15 protein-coding genes are annotated in these 15,166 nt (G+C 58.4%); 3 read left to right on the forward strand and 12 right to left on the reverse strand.

Translation table 11 applies throughout. From position 1 onward, the window contains the following. Position 1: 1 nt before the first annotated feature. The 4 genes from CK218_RS27620 to CK218_RS27640 form a co-directional block, all read right to left on the reverse strand. Positions 2–454, reverse strand: a complete 453-nt coding sequence (locus tag CK218_RS27620) for a MucR family transcriptional regulator (RefSeq protein ID WP_095829551.1) — start codon at positions 452–454, stop codon at positions 2–4. Positions 455–724: 270 nt separating this feature from the next. Then, the gene (locus tag CK218_RS30390) at positions 725–967 is read right to left on the reverse strand and encodes a hypothetical protein (RefSeq protein ID WP_143749713.1); all 243 of its coding nucleotides are present in this window, start codon (positions 965–967) and stop codon (positions 725–727) included. A 753-nt stretch (positions 968–1,720) separates the two neighbouring features. After that, positions 1,721–2,299, reverse strand: a complete 579-nt coding sequence (locus CK218_RS30395) for a hypothetical protein (RefSeq protein WP_143749714.1) — start codon at positions 2,297–2,299, stop codon at positions 1,721–1,723. Positions 2,300–2,570: 271 nt separating this feature from the next. Beyond that, on the reverse strand, positions 2,571–3,710 hold the full coding sequence (locus CK218_RS27640; protein ID WP_245435214.1) for a radical SAM protein: 1,140 nt from the start codon (positions 3,708–3,710) through the stop codon (positions 2,571–2,573). Between the two features lie 328 nt (positions 3,711–4,038). Between CK218_RS27640 and CK218_RS27645 the strand changes: the two genes are divergently transcribed. Beyond that, the gene (locus tag CK218_RS27645) at positions 4,039–7,131 is read left to right on the forward strand and encodes an adenylate/guanylate cyclase domain-containing protein (RefSeq protein WP_179294617.1); all 3,093 of its coding nucleotides are present in this window, start codon (positions 4,039–4,041) and stop codon (positions 7,129–7,131) included. Positions 7,132–8,108: 977 nt separating this feature from the next. Further along, on the forward strand, positions 8,109–8,759 hold the full coding sequence (locus CK218_RS27655; protein ID WP_095829558.1) for a recombinase family protein: 651 nt from the start codon (positions 8,109–8,111) through the stop codon (positions 8,757–8,759). Between the two features lie 117 nt (positions 8,760–8,876). Here the strand turns inward: CK218_RS27655 and CK218_RS27660 are convergent, their stop codons facing one another. From CK218_RS27660 to CK218_RS27670, 3 genes are all read right to left on the reverse strand, one after another. Beyond that, the gene (locus CK218_RS27660) at positions 8,877–9,446 is read right to left on the reverse strand and encodes a hypothetical protein (protein WP_095829559.1); all 570 of its coding nucleotides are present in this window, start codon (positions 9,444–9,446) and stop codon (positions 8,877–8,879) included. Beyond that, positions 9,443–10,483: a hypothetical protein gene (locus tag CK218_RS27665; protein WP_095829560.1), complete on the reverse strand. Its 1,041-nt coding sequence runs from the start codon at positions 10,481–10,483 to the stop codon at positions 9,443–9,445. The genes CK218_RS27660 and CK218_RS27665 overlap by 4 nt, the downstream gene beginning before the upstream one ends. 209 nt (positions 10,484–10,692) lie before the next feature. Then, on the reverse strand, positions 10,693–10,974 hold the full coding sequence (locus CK218_RS27670) for a hypothetical protein (RefSeq protein ID WP_095829561.1): 282 nt from the start codon (positions 10,972–10,974) through the stop codon (positions 10,693–10,695). A gap of 161 nt (positions 10,975–11,135) precedes the next feature. Here CK218_RS27670 and CK218_RS30835 point away from each other — a divergent pair, with 161 nt between their 5' ends. Continuing rightward, the gene (locus tag CK218_RS30835) at positions 11,136–11,291 is read left to right on the forward strand and encodes a hypothetical protein (RefSeq protein ID WP_179294619.1); all 156 of its coding nucleotides are present in this window, start codon (positions 11,136–11,138) and stop codon (positions 11,289–11,291) included. Positions 11,292–12,941: 1,650 nt separating this feature from the next. Here the strand turns inward: CK218_RS30835 and CK218_RS27685 are convergent. The 5 genes from CK218_RS27685 to CK218_RS27700 all read right to left on the reverse strand — a co-directional run bounded on the left by CK218_RS27685 (position 12,942) and on the right by CK218_RS27700 (position 14,953). Further along, positions 12,942–13,283 carry a DUF6074 family protein gene (locus tag CK218_RS27685; protein WP_095829564.1) on the reverse strand — a complete coding sequence of 114 codons (342 nt, stop codon included), beginning with the start codon at positions 13,281–13,283 and terminating at the stop codon, positions 12,942–12,944. 142 nt (positions 13,284–13,425) lie between these two features. Then, positions 13,426–14,157 (reverse strand): hypothetical protein, encoded by a 732-nt coding sequence (locus CK218_RS27690; RefSeq protein ID WP_095829565.1) that lies wholly within the window; start codon positions 14,155–14,157, stop codon positions 13,426–13,428. Beyond that, a complete protein-coding gene (locus tag CK218_RS30840; RefSeq protein WP_179294620.1) occupies positions 14,158–14,328 on the reverse strand; it encodes a hypothetical protein in 171 nt (56 codons plus the stop codon). Next, complete coding sequence (locus CK218_RS27695; RefSeq protein WP_143749718.1) at positions 14,325–14,531, reverse strand: hypothetical protein; 207 nt, start codon at positions 14,529–14,531, stop codon at positions 14,325–14,327. The genes CK218_RS30840 and CK218_RS27695 overlap by 4 nt, the downstream gene beginning before the upstream one ends. Before the next feature lie 164 nt (positions 14,532–14,695). After that, on the reverse strand, positions 14,696–14,953 hold the full coding sequence (locus CK218_RS27700) for a helix-turn-helix domain-containing protein (protein WP_179294621.1): 258 nt from the start codon (positions 14,951–14,953) through the stop codon (positions 14,696–14,698). Positions 14,954–15,166: the final 213 nt, after the last annotated feature.

Raw genomic sequence — 15,166 nt, forward strand, 5'->3', positions numbered from 1 at the left:
GTTAGGTGGCCTTTCGCCTCGCGCTAGCGTTCTTGACCGGCTTAGGCCCCGCTTTCCGGCCGAGTCCGCTCGACTTTGCCAGCGCCGATCTTTGGGCTGCATAGTTCGGCGCCACCATCGGATACTCGGGCTTCAATCCCCACTTCGCTCGGTACTGGTCGGGCGTCAGGCCGTAGTGCACGTGGAGATGGCGCTTCAGCGATTTGAACTGCTTACCATCCTCGAGGCAGATGATGTAGTCGGGAAACACCGACCGCTTCGGGCTGACCGCTGGCGACTGGACCGACGTGTCGGGTGCAACCGGTCCTCCGATCTTCGAAAGCGACGAATTCACGCTCGCGATGAGATCCGGGAGCGAGGCAGCCGGCACGGGGTTATTGCTCACGTAGGCGGACACGATGTCAGCGGTGAGCTCGATCAATTCGCTTCGGCTGTTCTCAATCTCTTCCGGCATGAAGTATCTCCGCCAGTGGCAACAAGTTTCGCAAGTCTTCTAGCCGGTTTTTGGCCAAGTGCAACAGCGCGAGGATTACCTAAACGAAGCCATTGCTACGCACCAGTTGCCCGTGGTGCCGCCGAAAGATCGTGTCGGTCGCCAAAGTCAGCGTGACGGTGCCGGAAGTCCCCTCGGGACCAAGCATAGATGATCGCCACTCCGATCGAGAAGCCGCCGGTGGCTGACCCGCCCCGCCCTGGACCCGGCAGCGTCATCTGCGCTTCTTCATCAGTGCTTCCTCTCATCTTCGTGCGGTTGGCCGGGCAGCGCCAGCGGCGGCTGGCCCTTGATCGCCCGCGCCTCGTTGATCATCGAGGCCACCTCAAACCGCAGTTCGTCGTCAGTGAGCTGGCTGAAGGTGCCATCAGGTTGACGTTTAGGCTCCGCTGGCTGTCGTGGCCGGTGATCTTCGCCTTGGCCGCCAAGCCGTCGCTGCGGCACCGTACTGCTTTTCCCGGTGCGCGGCGGCAATTATCTGATCGTACTCGGCGACCAACGATTCCCGCGTCACGACCATCTTGTCGGCCAGATCGTCGATAAGCTCCTTAAGCCGCGCCCGAATGTTATCCTTCCTCATCAGCCTCGCAGAGTTGGCGATGGCTGCCTCTTCGGTGCATTTGTACCCTGCTTTCAGGTATGCCTGATATCGGGCTTTCGCGCATGACTGGCATCAAGATCGATGGCACAAAGGTCGACTCCTGGAGCTGGCGAACCATCGTGCTAAGGCGCATCGCCGGTTCTTGGAAAATCATTCACGAACATGCCAGCTTCCCTATGGCAAATGGACGGAAGTGGGCTCGCTGTTACGGATCTCTTGCCGTAGTTCCGGAGTGCGCCCTCAAAAGGGATTCGGCTTTCACGCGGCAAAGGTCCGTAGGTGAACGGTCGATTTTTGGGCGCGTAGCTGCCATTTGTCGGTTCGACATCTGCCGCCCACACCACCTCGCCGACACCGCCGGGGTTGTCGGCTGGCACCATTTAGCCTGGACTATTCCAGGCCTGCACTTCGTAGGCCTTCGATATACCTGGAGCGGTCTTCAGGAACACGCATCTAACGTAAAAGGTCAGGCAGATTGTTGCGAGCCGGATCTAGCTTATTCGATGCAAATCACTGGAAGAGGGTATCGATCTCTACAACAATCTTCCCGTCGACTCAGCCTTGCAGATCAGTAAAGTTCCAAAAGCTTGTCTTTGATGAATCCACCCCTAGTAAACGTCCGCGATCTATTTTTTAGTTCGCGGTCGTTTTCGCGCCTGTGCCGGCTCGACCAGTCCCATACCGACCATGGGATTCTCTTTGGCGTAATCTCCAAGCTTCGTGGCACTAATCAAGGACGCAGGCTGGTATCTGAACTCGCTCCGGGATGGATCTTTCGACCAGTAAGCTCGAAGCTTTGTGATCGCTTCGGAAAGGTTAGGCGACTTTCGTATGGCTTTATTCAGAGAAGCTATCGCCGATTCTGATTCGTATGACCAAAAGGTTCTGTAATGATACCGGTAGCCAATTGACCAATACGTTCCTAAGTACCTCGCACCCTCAACATTTTCTACGTTCTGCCGAATAAAAGCCTCATTGTCTTCCAGGAATTGATGGAATGCCGGCACTTCCTGGTAGGGAATGCCAAATGTCCATTCAATCAGGACACAACCCAAGGCGTAAGAAACAGCCGGCTCGCACGGTGTAAATGAAATAGCCCCGTGCGTGCGAACTTCAACGACAACCGGCTGGACCGCCGGTGGCGCCGGAATGCCTTGCCGACGTACCAAGCGCTTGACCTGTTCGATAGTCGGTTTGCGTGCCACTAGCCAGTCCTCCTGGTCGCGAATTGTTTCTCCGGCCCTTCAAGCCGGTTCTACAGGCTCAATGACGCCCTGCTGAATGAGATCCTCAATGCCCCGCCGGAGTTCACTCCGCGCCACTTCACGGGAGCGCGAAGGTTCGATTGTAGCGAAATAGGTACGCTCCAGCGACCTCCAACTCCGCCCGTCGCACAATTCCATTATAAGCCACGCAGACGAATTGAGAGTGTATAGCCTCGGGTTCTCTGGGGTGAACACGATGCAGATACCCATCTCATCGACGGGGCGAATACGTAGATTTGCGACCTTTCGAAAGGAGACGCGACGGTAAGACACGTAAGTCGACTCCGTCATTCAATGTCGAGCAGAACGGATCAGGCGCCCCCCAACGGCCATGGAACGCATAGGCTGCCGAGCGGCATCCTCCGCGCGTTCCTTCAACGGCATCGCAGGTCGGGCACGACTTTTCGACCACACCGGAGCGCAGTTCTCGGTAGAGGGAATGCTCCCAAGTGTCGAGGAACGGCACCTCGCGAATATTGCCGTAATCGACGTACTCGCGGAGATAAGCGCAACCAATTGAGTGGCCGAATGGATCTACCGCAGCAGCCTGCCAACAGCAGTTCCGGTCATTGGGATGCCAGGACTTCATCACGGTAAGCCCCGGTGGCGGCGCAAGCGAGTTGAGCACATCCATCTGCTCTTGCAGAGACATCGCCAACTCATCCCAGCGGGACTTAGCTCGTCCCAGAGGATAGAGGCGCAGAATTCCTGCGCGGGGAACACCGAGTTCGTGTGCAAGCTCCAAATACTGTTGCAGCTCGTGCATATTTCTCCGGTTCAGGATCGTGAGCACATCAGTATCGATGCCAGCCTCAAGCAGGTAGCTTACCGCTTCGCAGGCTTTCTGGAAGCTTCCGCTAACTCCGGTGAAATAGTCGTGCGTCTCGGCTGTCGCTCCCATCAGGTCAATGAGCACACGTCCTGTGCCGATCTGCTTTAGGCGACGCGCCATCTCGCGATTGATGAGGGTTCCGTTGCTCCGCAACATAGTCATCATGCGGCGAGCGCAGTGTTCCAAAATTTGAAGAAAATCTTGTCGGAAAAGAGGTTCCCCACCTTCGAAATAAACCGAAATAAAATCTTTTCTGACCAAGTAATCGATAAACCTCTGCCATTCGTCAGTAGTAACTTCGGCAGGCGCCTCGCTGATCTGGCAATCTGCATAACAATGCTTGCACTCTAAATTGCACGTCTGGGTTATTGACAAGGTTATGCTTAGGGGTGAGTTCAGAACAGGTGGCAACTTCAGGTCCTCCTCCGCAAGAATAGCACCTCTCGTTGGGGAAATCCAACGCGCCGCCGCTGGCGCTCTGACGGGCAGCGCTGGAGTCAGCGCCTCGTTTTGCGTCAATCGGTGCCCCGAGCCTGGTTTCGGCTCAGAGTGCTCGCAATTCCAGGGCGTAAAAGATCGCGTTGATGATTTCACGCGACGACCAGGCGCGCGCGTTCGCACGTCGGCATAAACGGCTCGGTCAGAGTCCATTCGGAGTTTCTAACATAAGCCACCGCGGCTATGATGTCGCCGGATCCACATCGTGGTTCCAAGAGGGCTTCGACAACCTTTGGAGTCGCACGAACCCGGCCACAAACCCATTTCTCGGGAAGGGCACCCACAGGTCCATAAGCTGGAGACGCTCCATATGCGCTGTCCTCAGTGTCGGTTCGAGAATGGGGTTGGTATGCGGTTCTGCGGCAACTGCGGAGCACCCCTGACGAGCGCACCTTCGCCCCTGTCCGACGCCGCCGCACTCGCCTCCGCAGAGCGCAGGCAGATCACCGTCGTGTTTTGCGACATCGTCGGGTCAACTGCTTTGTCGGAGCAACTCGACCCCGAGGATCTCCGGGACCTTTTTGCTACCTATCGATCCACTTGCGATGAGGTTGTTCGCCACTGCGGCGGGTGGATAGCTTCATACTTCGGGGACGGTCTTCTCATTTACTTCGGCTATCCCGGTGCAAGCGACGACGATCCGGTAATGGCTGTGCGCGCTGCGATTGAAATCATCTCACGTTTCCAGCAACGTAGCACTGAAATGGTCGATTGCGCTGATGCCAGCTTCCAGGTTCGCATCGGCATTCATACCGGATTGGTGGTTGCTGGCGATCTCCCCAGCGGATCTGAACGGGAGATTTATTCTATCGTCGGCGAAACTCCCAATCTCGCAGCTCGTCTGCAAGCGCTCGCTGCGCCCCAGACGGTACTCATCAGCGATGCCACATACGCTCTGGTCAAGCATCGATTTGAATGTCTCGCTTTGGGAGAGCGCCACGTCAAAGGCATTTCGCGTCCGATTCGGGTCTATGTACCGTTGGCTGAATCAGCCTTCACGTGGCAGGATGCATTTGAAGTCCGAAACCTTACTCCCCTCGTTGGACGCACACGCGAGTTGGCACGCCTCAGAGAAGGTTGGGAGCGCGTACTGCAGGGCAAGGGTCAAGTGGCGTCAATTTGCGGCGACCCAGGATTTGGCAAGTCACGCCTCGTACATGCTTTTCACGCCAGCATAGCCGACGAGCATTCAATGCTTGCGTGTAATTGCGTGCCGCATTCGTCCGACAGCGCGTTCCTCCCGATTATTGATTTGCTGCATCGGCATCTTTCAATTGCCTCGTCGGATGGCGCGGCCGAAAGACTCGCGAAACTTGAAACGTCGCTAAAGCAATCGCCCTTTCGGGTGGAAGAAGCGCTGCCTCTGATTGCCTCTCTGCTGTCGCTTCCGACTCCTGCCGGATTGGACACGACCAACATGCTGCCTCGGAGGCGGCGGGAGAGGACGATTGAAATCCTGCTGACCTGGTTGCTTCGAGAGACGGAGCGTCGCCCAGTTATTCTTGTTGTTGAGGATCTCCATTGGGCCGATCCCTCCACGCTCGACGTCATCAAGCAACTTCTTCAGCTAGTTCCAACCGCGAAGCTATTTCTCCTCCTGACGTTTCGGCAGGAGTTCGTGCAACCTTGGGTCGATCCCTCTTACGCTATGCGATTTACGCTTTCGCGCCTCTCCTCTGGTGAGACCAACGAGATCATTGCCAACCTGACCAAAGGAACCGAGCTATCACCGGCGTTGCTCAGTCAGCTGATTGAACGGGCTGACGGCGTGCCGCTATTCGTGGAGGAATTAACGAAGACCGTTATTGAATCTGCGCAGGCCAGCGATAGCGCGGCGACTCCCGCCCTCCTCGACGAGGCTACTATCCCTGTAACGCTGCGCGACTCCCTGATGGCCCGACTAGATCGGCTGAATTCCATCAAAGCGACCGCGCAGATCGCGGCAACTCTTGGCCGCGAGTTTCCGTTCGAGTTGCTGAAGGCAGTCACGTTGGCTTCTGAGACAGAGTTGCTGAGCGCTCTATCCCAGCTGGTCGACCGCCAGATTCTGTTACAGCGTGGTATTCCTCCGCAGGCTTCGTATTCTTTCAAGCATGCACTCATTCAGGAGGCAGCCTACCAATCTCTGCTTCGAAGCTCACGGCGCCGCTATCATCTGCGGGCCGCCGAGGCGTTGGTTGTTCAGTTCCCGGATTTCGCCGAGCGGCAACCGGAGCTGATAGCTGGGCATCTCAACCTCGCTGGAGATACAGAGCGCGCCATAGACTACTGGCAAACAGCCGGCGAACGGGCACTGAGCCGCTATACAAACCTCGAGGCAGAAGCTCACTTCCGAAAAGCATTGGCTGCTATCATGAGCCTTTCTTCCTCTCGCCAGCGCCAGCAACAGGAAGCCTCGCTCTTGATCGGGCTTGGCACCGCGCTGACCGCGATCAGAGGTTGGGCCGCTTCTGAGGCTGAGCACATCTATGCGAGGGCGCGTTTGCTGTGCCAGACAATCGGAGATACGCCACAGCTCGCGGCTGCCCTTCGAGGTTTGCAGTCGTACTACCAGGTGCGAGGACCTGTTCAAGCGGCACGAGAAATCGGTGAACAACTCCTTGAGGTGGCAGACCGGGGTAATGATCGCTCAATCCGAGTCGAGGCTCGACGCGCCCTCGGCTGGTGTCTCTTCTGCCTCGGCGAATTCACGGCAAGTAGAAAGCAGCTCGAGGCTGCCATCGGCGACTACGATCCAGCGTTGTCGCGCAGAAACGTCGTTGCGTACGGATCCGATGCTGGTGTAGCTGGCCTTGCCAATCTTGCCTGGCTCGAATGGTGCGTGGGTAACTCCGAGTGTGCAGTTGAGCGAAGCCGCGAAGCAATCCGTTTGGCAGAAACGCTCGCGCATCCGCTAAGCCTCACCTATGCACTTTGTATGTCGGCAGCTGTCCATCAGGGCCTCCGTCAGCCAGAAATTGCTGAGGAGCTCGCGACGAGCACCGTTGCGATAGCTACCGAGAATAACCTTTTGTACTGGATGTCCTGGGGTACCATTCTTCGGGGCTGGGCCGTTGCCGAGCAAGGCTCAACCGATGCAGGGATCAACATGCTGAACGAGGGAATCCAGGCGTACGCCGCAACAGGTGCGGAGCTGTTTCGGGGCTATGCTCTCGGGCTTCTCGCCGACGCCTGCGGCAAAGCAGGGCAGCCAAGCGAGGGGCTTCGCCATATCAACGAGGCGGTCGTCAGCAGCACGGCCGTAAACGTGCACTTCTTCGACGCGGAACTCCACCGGATTAAAGCGGCCCTTCTTCTACAGTCGGGAAGTGGCCCCAAGGCAGCCACTGAGGCGCTTGAACGCGCGATAGAGACTGCCCGTAGTCAGGATGCGAAGATGCTCGAGCTTCGCGCCCTGAACGATCTGGTACAATTGCGCAGGCGAGCTGGCCCGTCCGTCTGACGATCAGACCGCGATCGCGACATTGTTGCTAGACCGCCCTGGTGTCAGCAACGCAGTGGATGCGCCGAGCCCGCCAATTGGGGTTCAGCCATCCCAGGCCTCATGAGGCCGAGCCAGCTGCACTGTCGAAACGAGAACTGCTCGACCTTGCCCCGGTCTGCCACAAGGCCGAGAGCCAGGTGCCGACCATCGCAAGGAGCGGCGCTTCGTGGCCCCTCCATCCGAAATTCCCCGAGGAAGAAGCGCAGCAATGTACGCTGAGGTATAGCCTATCGGTCAAGAGAAATGGGGTTCCTAAAAGCGTCCGTTAGGTCGCGGGCCATTTCCTCGACGCAGCTGCCTTCAATGCTGGCGTGGCACGCATCCAGGAAAAGGTCCGCGCGACTACTACTAATGACCAGCGAGGACACCTACATGATTGCGTGCCTGGTGCTTGATCCATGCTTGCAATTGCAAGCAGTTGTTAGAGGTCGTCTTTCCAAAGCCGATACGGCGCGGACATACGCCGTGACGGCGAAGGCGGTGGCGCGCTGGGGGAGCGCTTCCGGATCGAGGGAAGCGCCGGCATGCTCGACCGTTTCTCTGCCGTGCTCGCAGACGGCACGCGAGGGCTCAGATCGCATCGCTGGCGAGTGGGCGCGTGCGAGAGGCGTTGAACTGCTGGTATTTCCTGCCGACTGGAGCGCGAAGGCAGACATGCCGCGCTCATCCGCAACGAACGAATGCTGCGCGAGGGTAAGCCCGACCTAGTCGTGGGATTCCCGGACGGCGGCGGAACCTGGTACACATGTTCCCTCGCAGAGAAGCTCGGAATCACCGTTGTCAGGCTCGCCTGACCAAGAAACTTGGTTCCGACCACCGTCGACGCAGAGTTCGAAACGGGCAAAGCAAGCCGCCCCGTTAACGCTGCTTGCGACCGGGCGTAACATTGCCTAAAACGTAACAGCGCTACAGCGACGTTACAAAAGGGGCGGCAAATGAGGGTTTTCGGCTACGTTCGCGTCTCGACAATCGAGCAGGCTTCGAACGGTGAAAGCCTCGAAACTCAGAAGGCGAAGATCACCGGATACGCGATGATGCAGGGCTGGACCGTCGACGAGGTTTTCGTCGAAGGCGGCGTATCAGGCTCCGTTCCACTAGCAGATCGACCGCAAGGCCAGCGCTTGCTTGCAGCTGCCGGCAAAGGCGACATGATCATCACCTGCAAGCTCGACCGCATGTTTCGCAGCGCTTCCGACGCTCTCGGCACCCTGGAAGAACTAAAAGCGCAAGGAACCGGCCTGGTAATGATTGATCTCGGCGGCGACGTCACCGGCAACGGCATTTCCAAGCTAGTGTTCACCATCCTGTCAGCCGTGGCCGAGAACGAGCGCGATCGCATCCGAGAGCGCATCCGCGAAGTGAAGCGCCATCTTGCGTCGCAAGGGGTCTATGGCGGTGGTCGCGTTCCGTTCGGCTTCGACGAGATTGATGGCCGACTGGTCGAAAACCCCGAGCAGCAGAAAGCTCTTGCCGAAATGCGATCAATGCGGGCCGGTGGCAACAGCTTCCGGAAGATCGGCGACGCTTTCGGTCTCAAGGCCATGTCTGTCAAACGTATGCTCGATCGGCAGCGTAAGGACGTTTGATCGCCGCCTATTTTCAGGCGTGGGCCAATCTGCAGGCGCGCCAGCGTGCCATTGAGTAGAGGCGTCGTCGGTACTCTGTAATTTGGGTTGAGCGCCTATCGCGACGATGCGCAGGTTTCAGCTTTCCCACTCACCTGTTGTTGGCTTCGGGGCTTCTCGCATCGCCTGCCGCATGTCTGCGACAGATTTCTGCGCCTCACGCCCGGCCGATTCCAAAGCCTCTTTGTCGGCCGCGGCATCGATCAAAACCTTCTGCAGTCTAACTATGTCGTAGTCGCGCCAAACGACGTGCCCCATGCGGACCACCACGAGAACCATACCTCCGGAGAGAACGCCTGAGATCGATCTCTGCAACCAATGTTCCCAGTTTGCCGTGGCCGGCAGTGTCTCAATCACCAACGCTATCAGAATCGCTACAAGCAATGCGTTGATCGCCAGCAACGACAAGTAGTCCTTCTGCAGATCGACAATCTTCGAGGTTAGCCTCTTTCGGCCAGCCGGTTCCAACGTTTTCCAATCAAGAGTCGGCATCCCGCGATTCAGCCGCACCAAGACGGCAGCAGCCATAATCGAGAGTGCAACTGTTGCCGGCTGAAACGCGACGAATAGAGAACCCAAGGGAATTCTCCAGGCGGCTAGCCCGCCGGCCGCCAGCACGGCTAGCGCCGTGAGTAGGCGAAACTTCATATCGGAAGCTTTCCGTCCTTTACGTAACGAGCGTAAACCTCTTGCAGCTGATCGGCTACATTGTTGAAATCGAGCAAGTTTGAACCCTCGTGCGGGAGGTCAAACGGCATCGTCGTACGCAGGATTGCATCTCCATCAGACAACTTTCCATCGCGACCTTCAATCTGCACGGTAGCATCGGTAAGGTCCGCCATGTCATTAGCCAAATTGCGCATATTGGCTTTAGATTCCTCAGTGCGCCTGCCTCGCACCTTTACCGAGGCGTCCACGGTTAGATATTCTTCGGGACCGAGACTTTCCACCAGCGACTCTGTACGGGCAGAGCCAAGCAAAGCGCGGACAATCGGAAGCGCCTGTTGAAACTCCACGAACCTATCAGCAACCTTCCGGGCTGTGCGCACGGCTCTAGATACCTTTTCTTCCTCGTCAACGGTGTCGACCTTGTATGATCGCGTAGCGTTGCCCTTCACTCGAAGGGTTCTGATGTCACCGATGTCGCGAGGAACCTGCGACTTGTCGAATTCGGCCTGCAGAACCAGTTCCGACCCCCGCGGCACACCTTTCGGATGACTTTTCAGAAGCCAGTCGAAATAGCCGCGGATGTGATCCGGCATCATGCTTTGGGTTTTGACATAAAAGAGATGGTTCCCAATTGACAGCCAGTAGGCCATCCCTCGCAAAAACTGAGACCCATCCGGCGCCTTGCGCTCATCAAGATCAAAGACTTCCGCTTTGGTCTTATCCGAAAGTTCGACTGTCGATCGCCTTAGCCGTAGAAGCGCCTGCAGTCCCGCTGTGTCGACCAGGCACACCTCTCCAAATACGGCAGAAGACAGGTCCGCCACCTTGTTCAGTACCAATTGTCTTGACCCGGTGCTGTCCAGCTTCTGGACGCGATCAACAACGCGGTTCCACAAAGCGATGCCATTGCTATCGTGTTGGCTCAGAATTGCCCGGCAGAGCTCTTCCAGTCTTCGCGTTTCGCCAGTTGGCTGCACAAAGCTTCTGTAGTGAACTACATGATAAGCGGTAGCCATATCCCCTCCCCATTCTTCCTTCTATTTGCAGGTGAAAGTGTGGAGAGTCTAGTGGCTATCCAGCCCGCGCCTTGTCAGTTGGAACGTTCATTGTTCGCTGTGTTGCACCGCGTCGGCCGTCATGAAGGAAACGCCTGCACCGCTGAATGGCCAAGCGAATGCTGCCTCGCCGGTAAGACGGCGCCTGGCGCCCATGGATTTTCCCTCAGCTAGTCTCCTGCCGAAGCAGACGAGGAAGCCGGCGCTGGACCGGTTGCGGCCGGCGGCAGCGCGGCAGTCAGTGTGCTGTTGGCCTCGGCAAGCTGGGCGGCCAATGTCGTGACTTGGGCCTTCGCCCCGTCGAGATCCTGCTGAGCGGTGGCGAGATCGGACGACAGCTTGCGATCTGCGCATCCTTCGTGACCGACAAGGAAAGTTCCGTGGCGACTTTCCTTCGCCGGCGTGACTGCCCGCTCCATCTGCTTCGAAAGCGCTGAATAGTCGACGGGCATGGGATCACTCCGCAAGCAATTGAAGATGCGGCGAAAGAATGCAATAGCAATCATCGGTCGCGCCTGTCTTGTCAGCTCAGGCTCATGTATAGGTTCTTTCGACGAAACGCGGGAACCAACGCTGCCAGACGAGGCGTCCAATAGACGCGGAGAGCCCTACCGTGGGTGAAGGCAGACATTCCGCGCTGATCCACAACGAACGAATGCTGCGCGAGAGCAAGCCCGATCTGATCGTCGGCTTCCCGGGCGGCGGCGGGACCGAACACACGTGCTTTCATGCACAGAAGCTCGGAATAGCCGTTATTAGGCTCGGCTGACCTCGAAGAGGCGTCGCCCGCGGACTGCTGTCCTCCCGCTTCGACGACTGACGCCTTTCAGCTCGTCGGCTGTCTGTGCGAAAGCACGCAATGTCGCCTGTTCCAGGACCAAAGCCTTTTCGTAAAGCCTATTGTAGGTCCGCCAATGCATTCCCGTTGGCTTGTCGAACAGCTGGAGCGGCAGGTTTGCGGATCCTCCAAGGCGCTGGCGCAATTTTCGGGCTTTGGAGAGACACCGGGTGCGAGGATCCTCGCTCTGAGAACGATAAGAGAGGTCCAGACACAAGCGGCACCGAAATTGCTCGCCAGCGTAAAGGGTTGCGCACCTTCGACCGCAGCAAGGGCAGATGAACCAGTGCCGCTCCCCGCCGAAATGCTGTTCCGTCGAATCAAGCGCGATGACCTCGCGGATCTGCTGCCACGCCTGGGCCGTTCCTCGACGGCGATGGGTCAACTCCAGGCTGCCCTCGCCCGTGAAAATTCCGATGGAACCCGAAGGACGGCCGCCGACATCCCAGGTCAACTCTGCTCGACGGCCGGGCGCCAGCAGCCCGCCCTTTCGTAAGTCCGAGATGCGAAGATCCAGCAGGTCTTCACACTTCTGGCGGGTTCCTGCCCACGTGCGATTGCCCGATCCCGCGCCACCCATACGATCCTCCGATTTTCTCGAAATAATGTGGAAGTTCGATCGACTATTTATCCCGCACGGACTGAAAGAAGGCTGGTTGCGGAGTTCGCTCCAGACGGAATTCCTCGCTTGCACTGTGCATGTCTGATCTGCAGTGCCTTCTTCAGGCAACCAGCCGAATAGGCAGAGATCGCAGAGCTCCTTCATTCCGGGAGAAGGACAGCAGAAGGCACGAAGACACCGTTCCAGCCTCTTCTAGGCAATTGCAGGGCCGCAAGAGTTCGACCACCGGCCTGAGTCGAAGCGGAGCGCCACGCCAATTTCTCCTGATTGGCTGGGCAGAAGCAGTCGGCACTGTTTATCGCCGCTTCCTTGCTGCATCGCCCCGCGCCATTTTTTGGAACATGCCAAGCCGCGCCCGTATATTCCGCTCTTTCATGCGCCCGATGGAGATAATGCCGTCACCATAAGCACTGTGCGGCCTCCCCGTCGAAGGATAGGAACCTTTGCGCCCCTCTTGGCTCAAGCTTGTTCGCCTTGCGTCGGCTCGCCAGGTTCCGCGCCATTGCCTCCGTCTCGGCTCGTGCCGGCTCTGACCGCGGCCTCTTCCGGCCTTCAGATCGACGCGAAGGGGACCGTCGCTAATCCGAATGCCGGGTTCCAATTCTCGCTCCGCCTCAACCTCCCTGACCGCATGTCCGGTTTACACACTAGGCCGCAGTTTCGGTTTTCGCGGTTAGTGTGATCCCGATCGTGCCTGGCTCGTCACGCAACATGCCCGCCGGCGCCGATTAATTCGATGAGTGAGACGAATGATCTCGGCCTGGATGGCAGCTTGGAAAGGCGCCGAGATGTTGGTCCTGCTCTGCCACGCCAATGCCGGCGCCGACATTTGCCGGATCAGGGCGTCCGTCACCTGGTCTCGGTAAGACTGGGCCGAGCGGAGGGTCGGCTTGGCGAGCGTCTTTTCTCCCGTCGAACGGATACAGCCTAGCCTCCGGACCATTGGAAGACGACGACGGTCATGCCGCGCCACCGTAGCTGCGCCGTTGCCTTTCGGCCTCGGCGGCTCGCCTCATTTCTGCCTGAACGGCTTCGGCGAAACGATCGACGTATGCCCGAATCTCAGCATCGGCCAGCCCCTGCACCTGAAGCCGAGCGTATAGGCGCTGGCACTCCATCCGCCAGAACCGCACCGCACGTTCGCCCTGCCGGCGCTCAAGAATGCGCGCAGTCTGCCGGATAAAACGAATCTCCGGATCGATCGGGAACGGAATAATCTCGGCCTGTGTACATACGTGCGTACATACTTTTTCGTCATTGTGTCTGCACATTTTCGTCACGCTGCTTTCCTCCTCGCACACGTTCGTCGCAACTCCCAGGGACCCAAGCCCCTGGCACCCCTGCTGGGGGATGATCCCCCAGACCCTCTCGCGCGGTCGGCTTCGCCAGCCGCGAGTGGCAAGGAGCGAGGAACGGGAGATGGCAGTGCGTCCCTCTGGAGGATCATGCCGCAGGCTTCGATGACACAACTGGGTCGCCGTCCGTCTTGGCATCCCTTTGCACAGGTGTGTCGCCGTTCCTAGGAACATCTACTCGCGACGGACTTGTGCAATCGGTCCTCGCCTTCCTGTAGAACCACGTCCGTCGGCTGATGCCCTCGGCGTTCCAAGGCTCCAGATGCTCAGCGGACTCGGCCTCGTAGGACTCGCGATCTTTGCAGCCGCGCGCCTTTCTGCCCTCCGCTTTCTTGCTTCGATCGCGGTCCCGCTTCCGCTCTTTCGCGAGGTTCGCCCGCTCCTCCTTGGAAATGTCGCACGCGCCGATCGTCTTAAGCCGAAGCCGATCACGCTCGGCCATCGTCACCGCCAGAAGCCCGGCGACACCGTCCGCAGTCATCATGCGACTGTGACGGCTGGCTTGAGCGAGAATATCGGTGAGTTCGGCATCGAGCACCCACGGCGCCCATTTCCGGCACCAATTGAACATGTCCTGCGCCGATGGGGAAAAGGCCGCGGCCTTGACGTAGTTGAGGCAGGTTTCGCGATCGTCGGTATCTTCTGGATCCGGGATCATGCCGCCGTGGCGATCCTTGATGACCTTCTCGACTTCACGCAGGCGCAGAAGCTGAATCGAAAAGGGCTTGGTTGTCTTGTGAGCCGGCTTCTCTTTCAAGATGACGTCGCCGAGCATCAGGCGCTCGGAGCCGTCCTTGTTGAGTTTGACGACCGGCCGCACCTACGTGGCCCTCCGCAGTTCATGGCTCTGACGAATGGCCTCGATCGCTTCAGCGGCGCTCAGGCCAAATGTCTTTCGCAACGCCGGGAGAAGCGGCTTCGGCCGGGCCTGGAAAGGTGTGGCGACCAGGAAGCGGGCGGCCGCGTCGATCTTGGAGGGGTGCTTGGTCATGCCGCTCCCCTCTTTCCGCCGCTCGGGCACACCATGCGTGCGCTGACGATGGCATAGGCCACGATCTGCAGCTCACGCTTTTCGCCGGCTTGCGTTGTCAAAGTGCTGCGCTGGACGCGGCCTGACGCGCTGAGCAGGCCACCGTTGCCGTGCCGGAGGAGATCGTCAGCCACGCTGCCTAACGCAACGATGCCGATCCACAAGGGTGCAGCATCGTTGTCATCGAAGCAAACGACGTGCCTGCCGTTCTCGCGTCTACCTGTTCTACAAGACGCCATGACTTGCCATAAAAATCAGTCGGGATGGAAGCTGTCGCCGGTCTCGGCGAGGATCTGGGCGATGCTCAGCCCGCCGGAGGAAGGGAGCGTCATCCGGTCACCGTCAGCGTGCCGTCGCCCTTCGCCGAGGCCTTATTGTCATTGATACCGTCTCTGTCTTTCAGGGACCGGGCGGGCAACGCACGAAGGAACGCTTCCAGGTCTTCACGCAGGATGACCGTGCGCCGGCCGAATTTTCGGGCTAGAAGCTGTCCATTGCCGATTGCGGAAAAAATCAGCGTGCGGCCGATGCCGGACACTTTCGCTGCTTCCTCGACGGAAAAGCCGAGTTTCTCGATTTCGTTCATCACGACGCTCCGCGAGCCGTTAAAGATCGCGGACGACGGTAGGGAGGGAGCGCCGAAAAAATTCTGACGCGCAAAAAAAGTTCCGTGGAAATTAAAAAGCGCCCGCATGTGGGGCTGGATTTCTATCTGCCGCTGGAGATCTTTGCGCTCGGAAGCCCGCTCAGCCTTGGCGGATCTGCCAGCCTCCTTAACTCTATCGCGGCGATTGGCGTC

The sequence above is a fragment of the Mesorhizobium sp. WSM3879 genome (genome assembly GCF_002294915.1).
GTDB lineage: Bacteria > Pseudomonadota > Alphaproteobacteria > Rhizobiales > Rhizobiaceae > Mesorhizobium.

Bases quoted from the DNA above. Each gene is read 5' to 3' on its own strand.
- CK218_RS27620 (WP_095829551.1), bottom strand. From the start codon at position 454: ATGCCGGAAGAGATTGAGAACAGCCGAAGCGAATTGATCGAGCTCACC.
- CK218_RS27645 (WP_179294617.1), top strand. From the start codon at position 4,039: ATGCGGTTCTGCGGCAACTGCGGAGCACCCCTGACGAGCGCACCTTCG.
- CK218_RS27655 (WP_095829558.1), top strand. From the start codon at position 8,109: ATGAGGGTTTTCGGCTACGTTCGCGTCTCGACAATCGAGCAGGCTTCG.
- CK218_RS27660 (WP_095829559.1), bottom strand. From the start codon at position 9,446: ATGAAGTTTCGCCTACTCACGGCGCTAGCCGTGCTGGCGGCCGGCGGG.
- CK218_RS27665 (WP_095829560.1), bottom strand. From the start codon at position 10,483: ATGGCTACCGCTTATCATGTAGTTCACTACAGAAGCTTTGTGCAGCCA.
- CK218_RS27670 (WP_095829561.1), bottom strand. From the start codon at position 10,974: ATGCCCGTCGACTATTCAGCGCTTTCGAAGCAGATGGAGCGGGCAGTC.
- CK218_RS30840 (WP_179294620.1), bottom strand. From the start codon at position 14,328: ATGACCAAGCACCCCTCCAAGATCGACGCGGCCGCCCGCTTCCTGGTC.
- CK218_RS27700 (WP_179294621.1), bottom strand. From the start codon at position 14,953: ATGAACGAAATCGAGAAACTCGGCTTTTCCGTCGAGGAAGCAGCGAAA.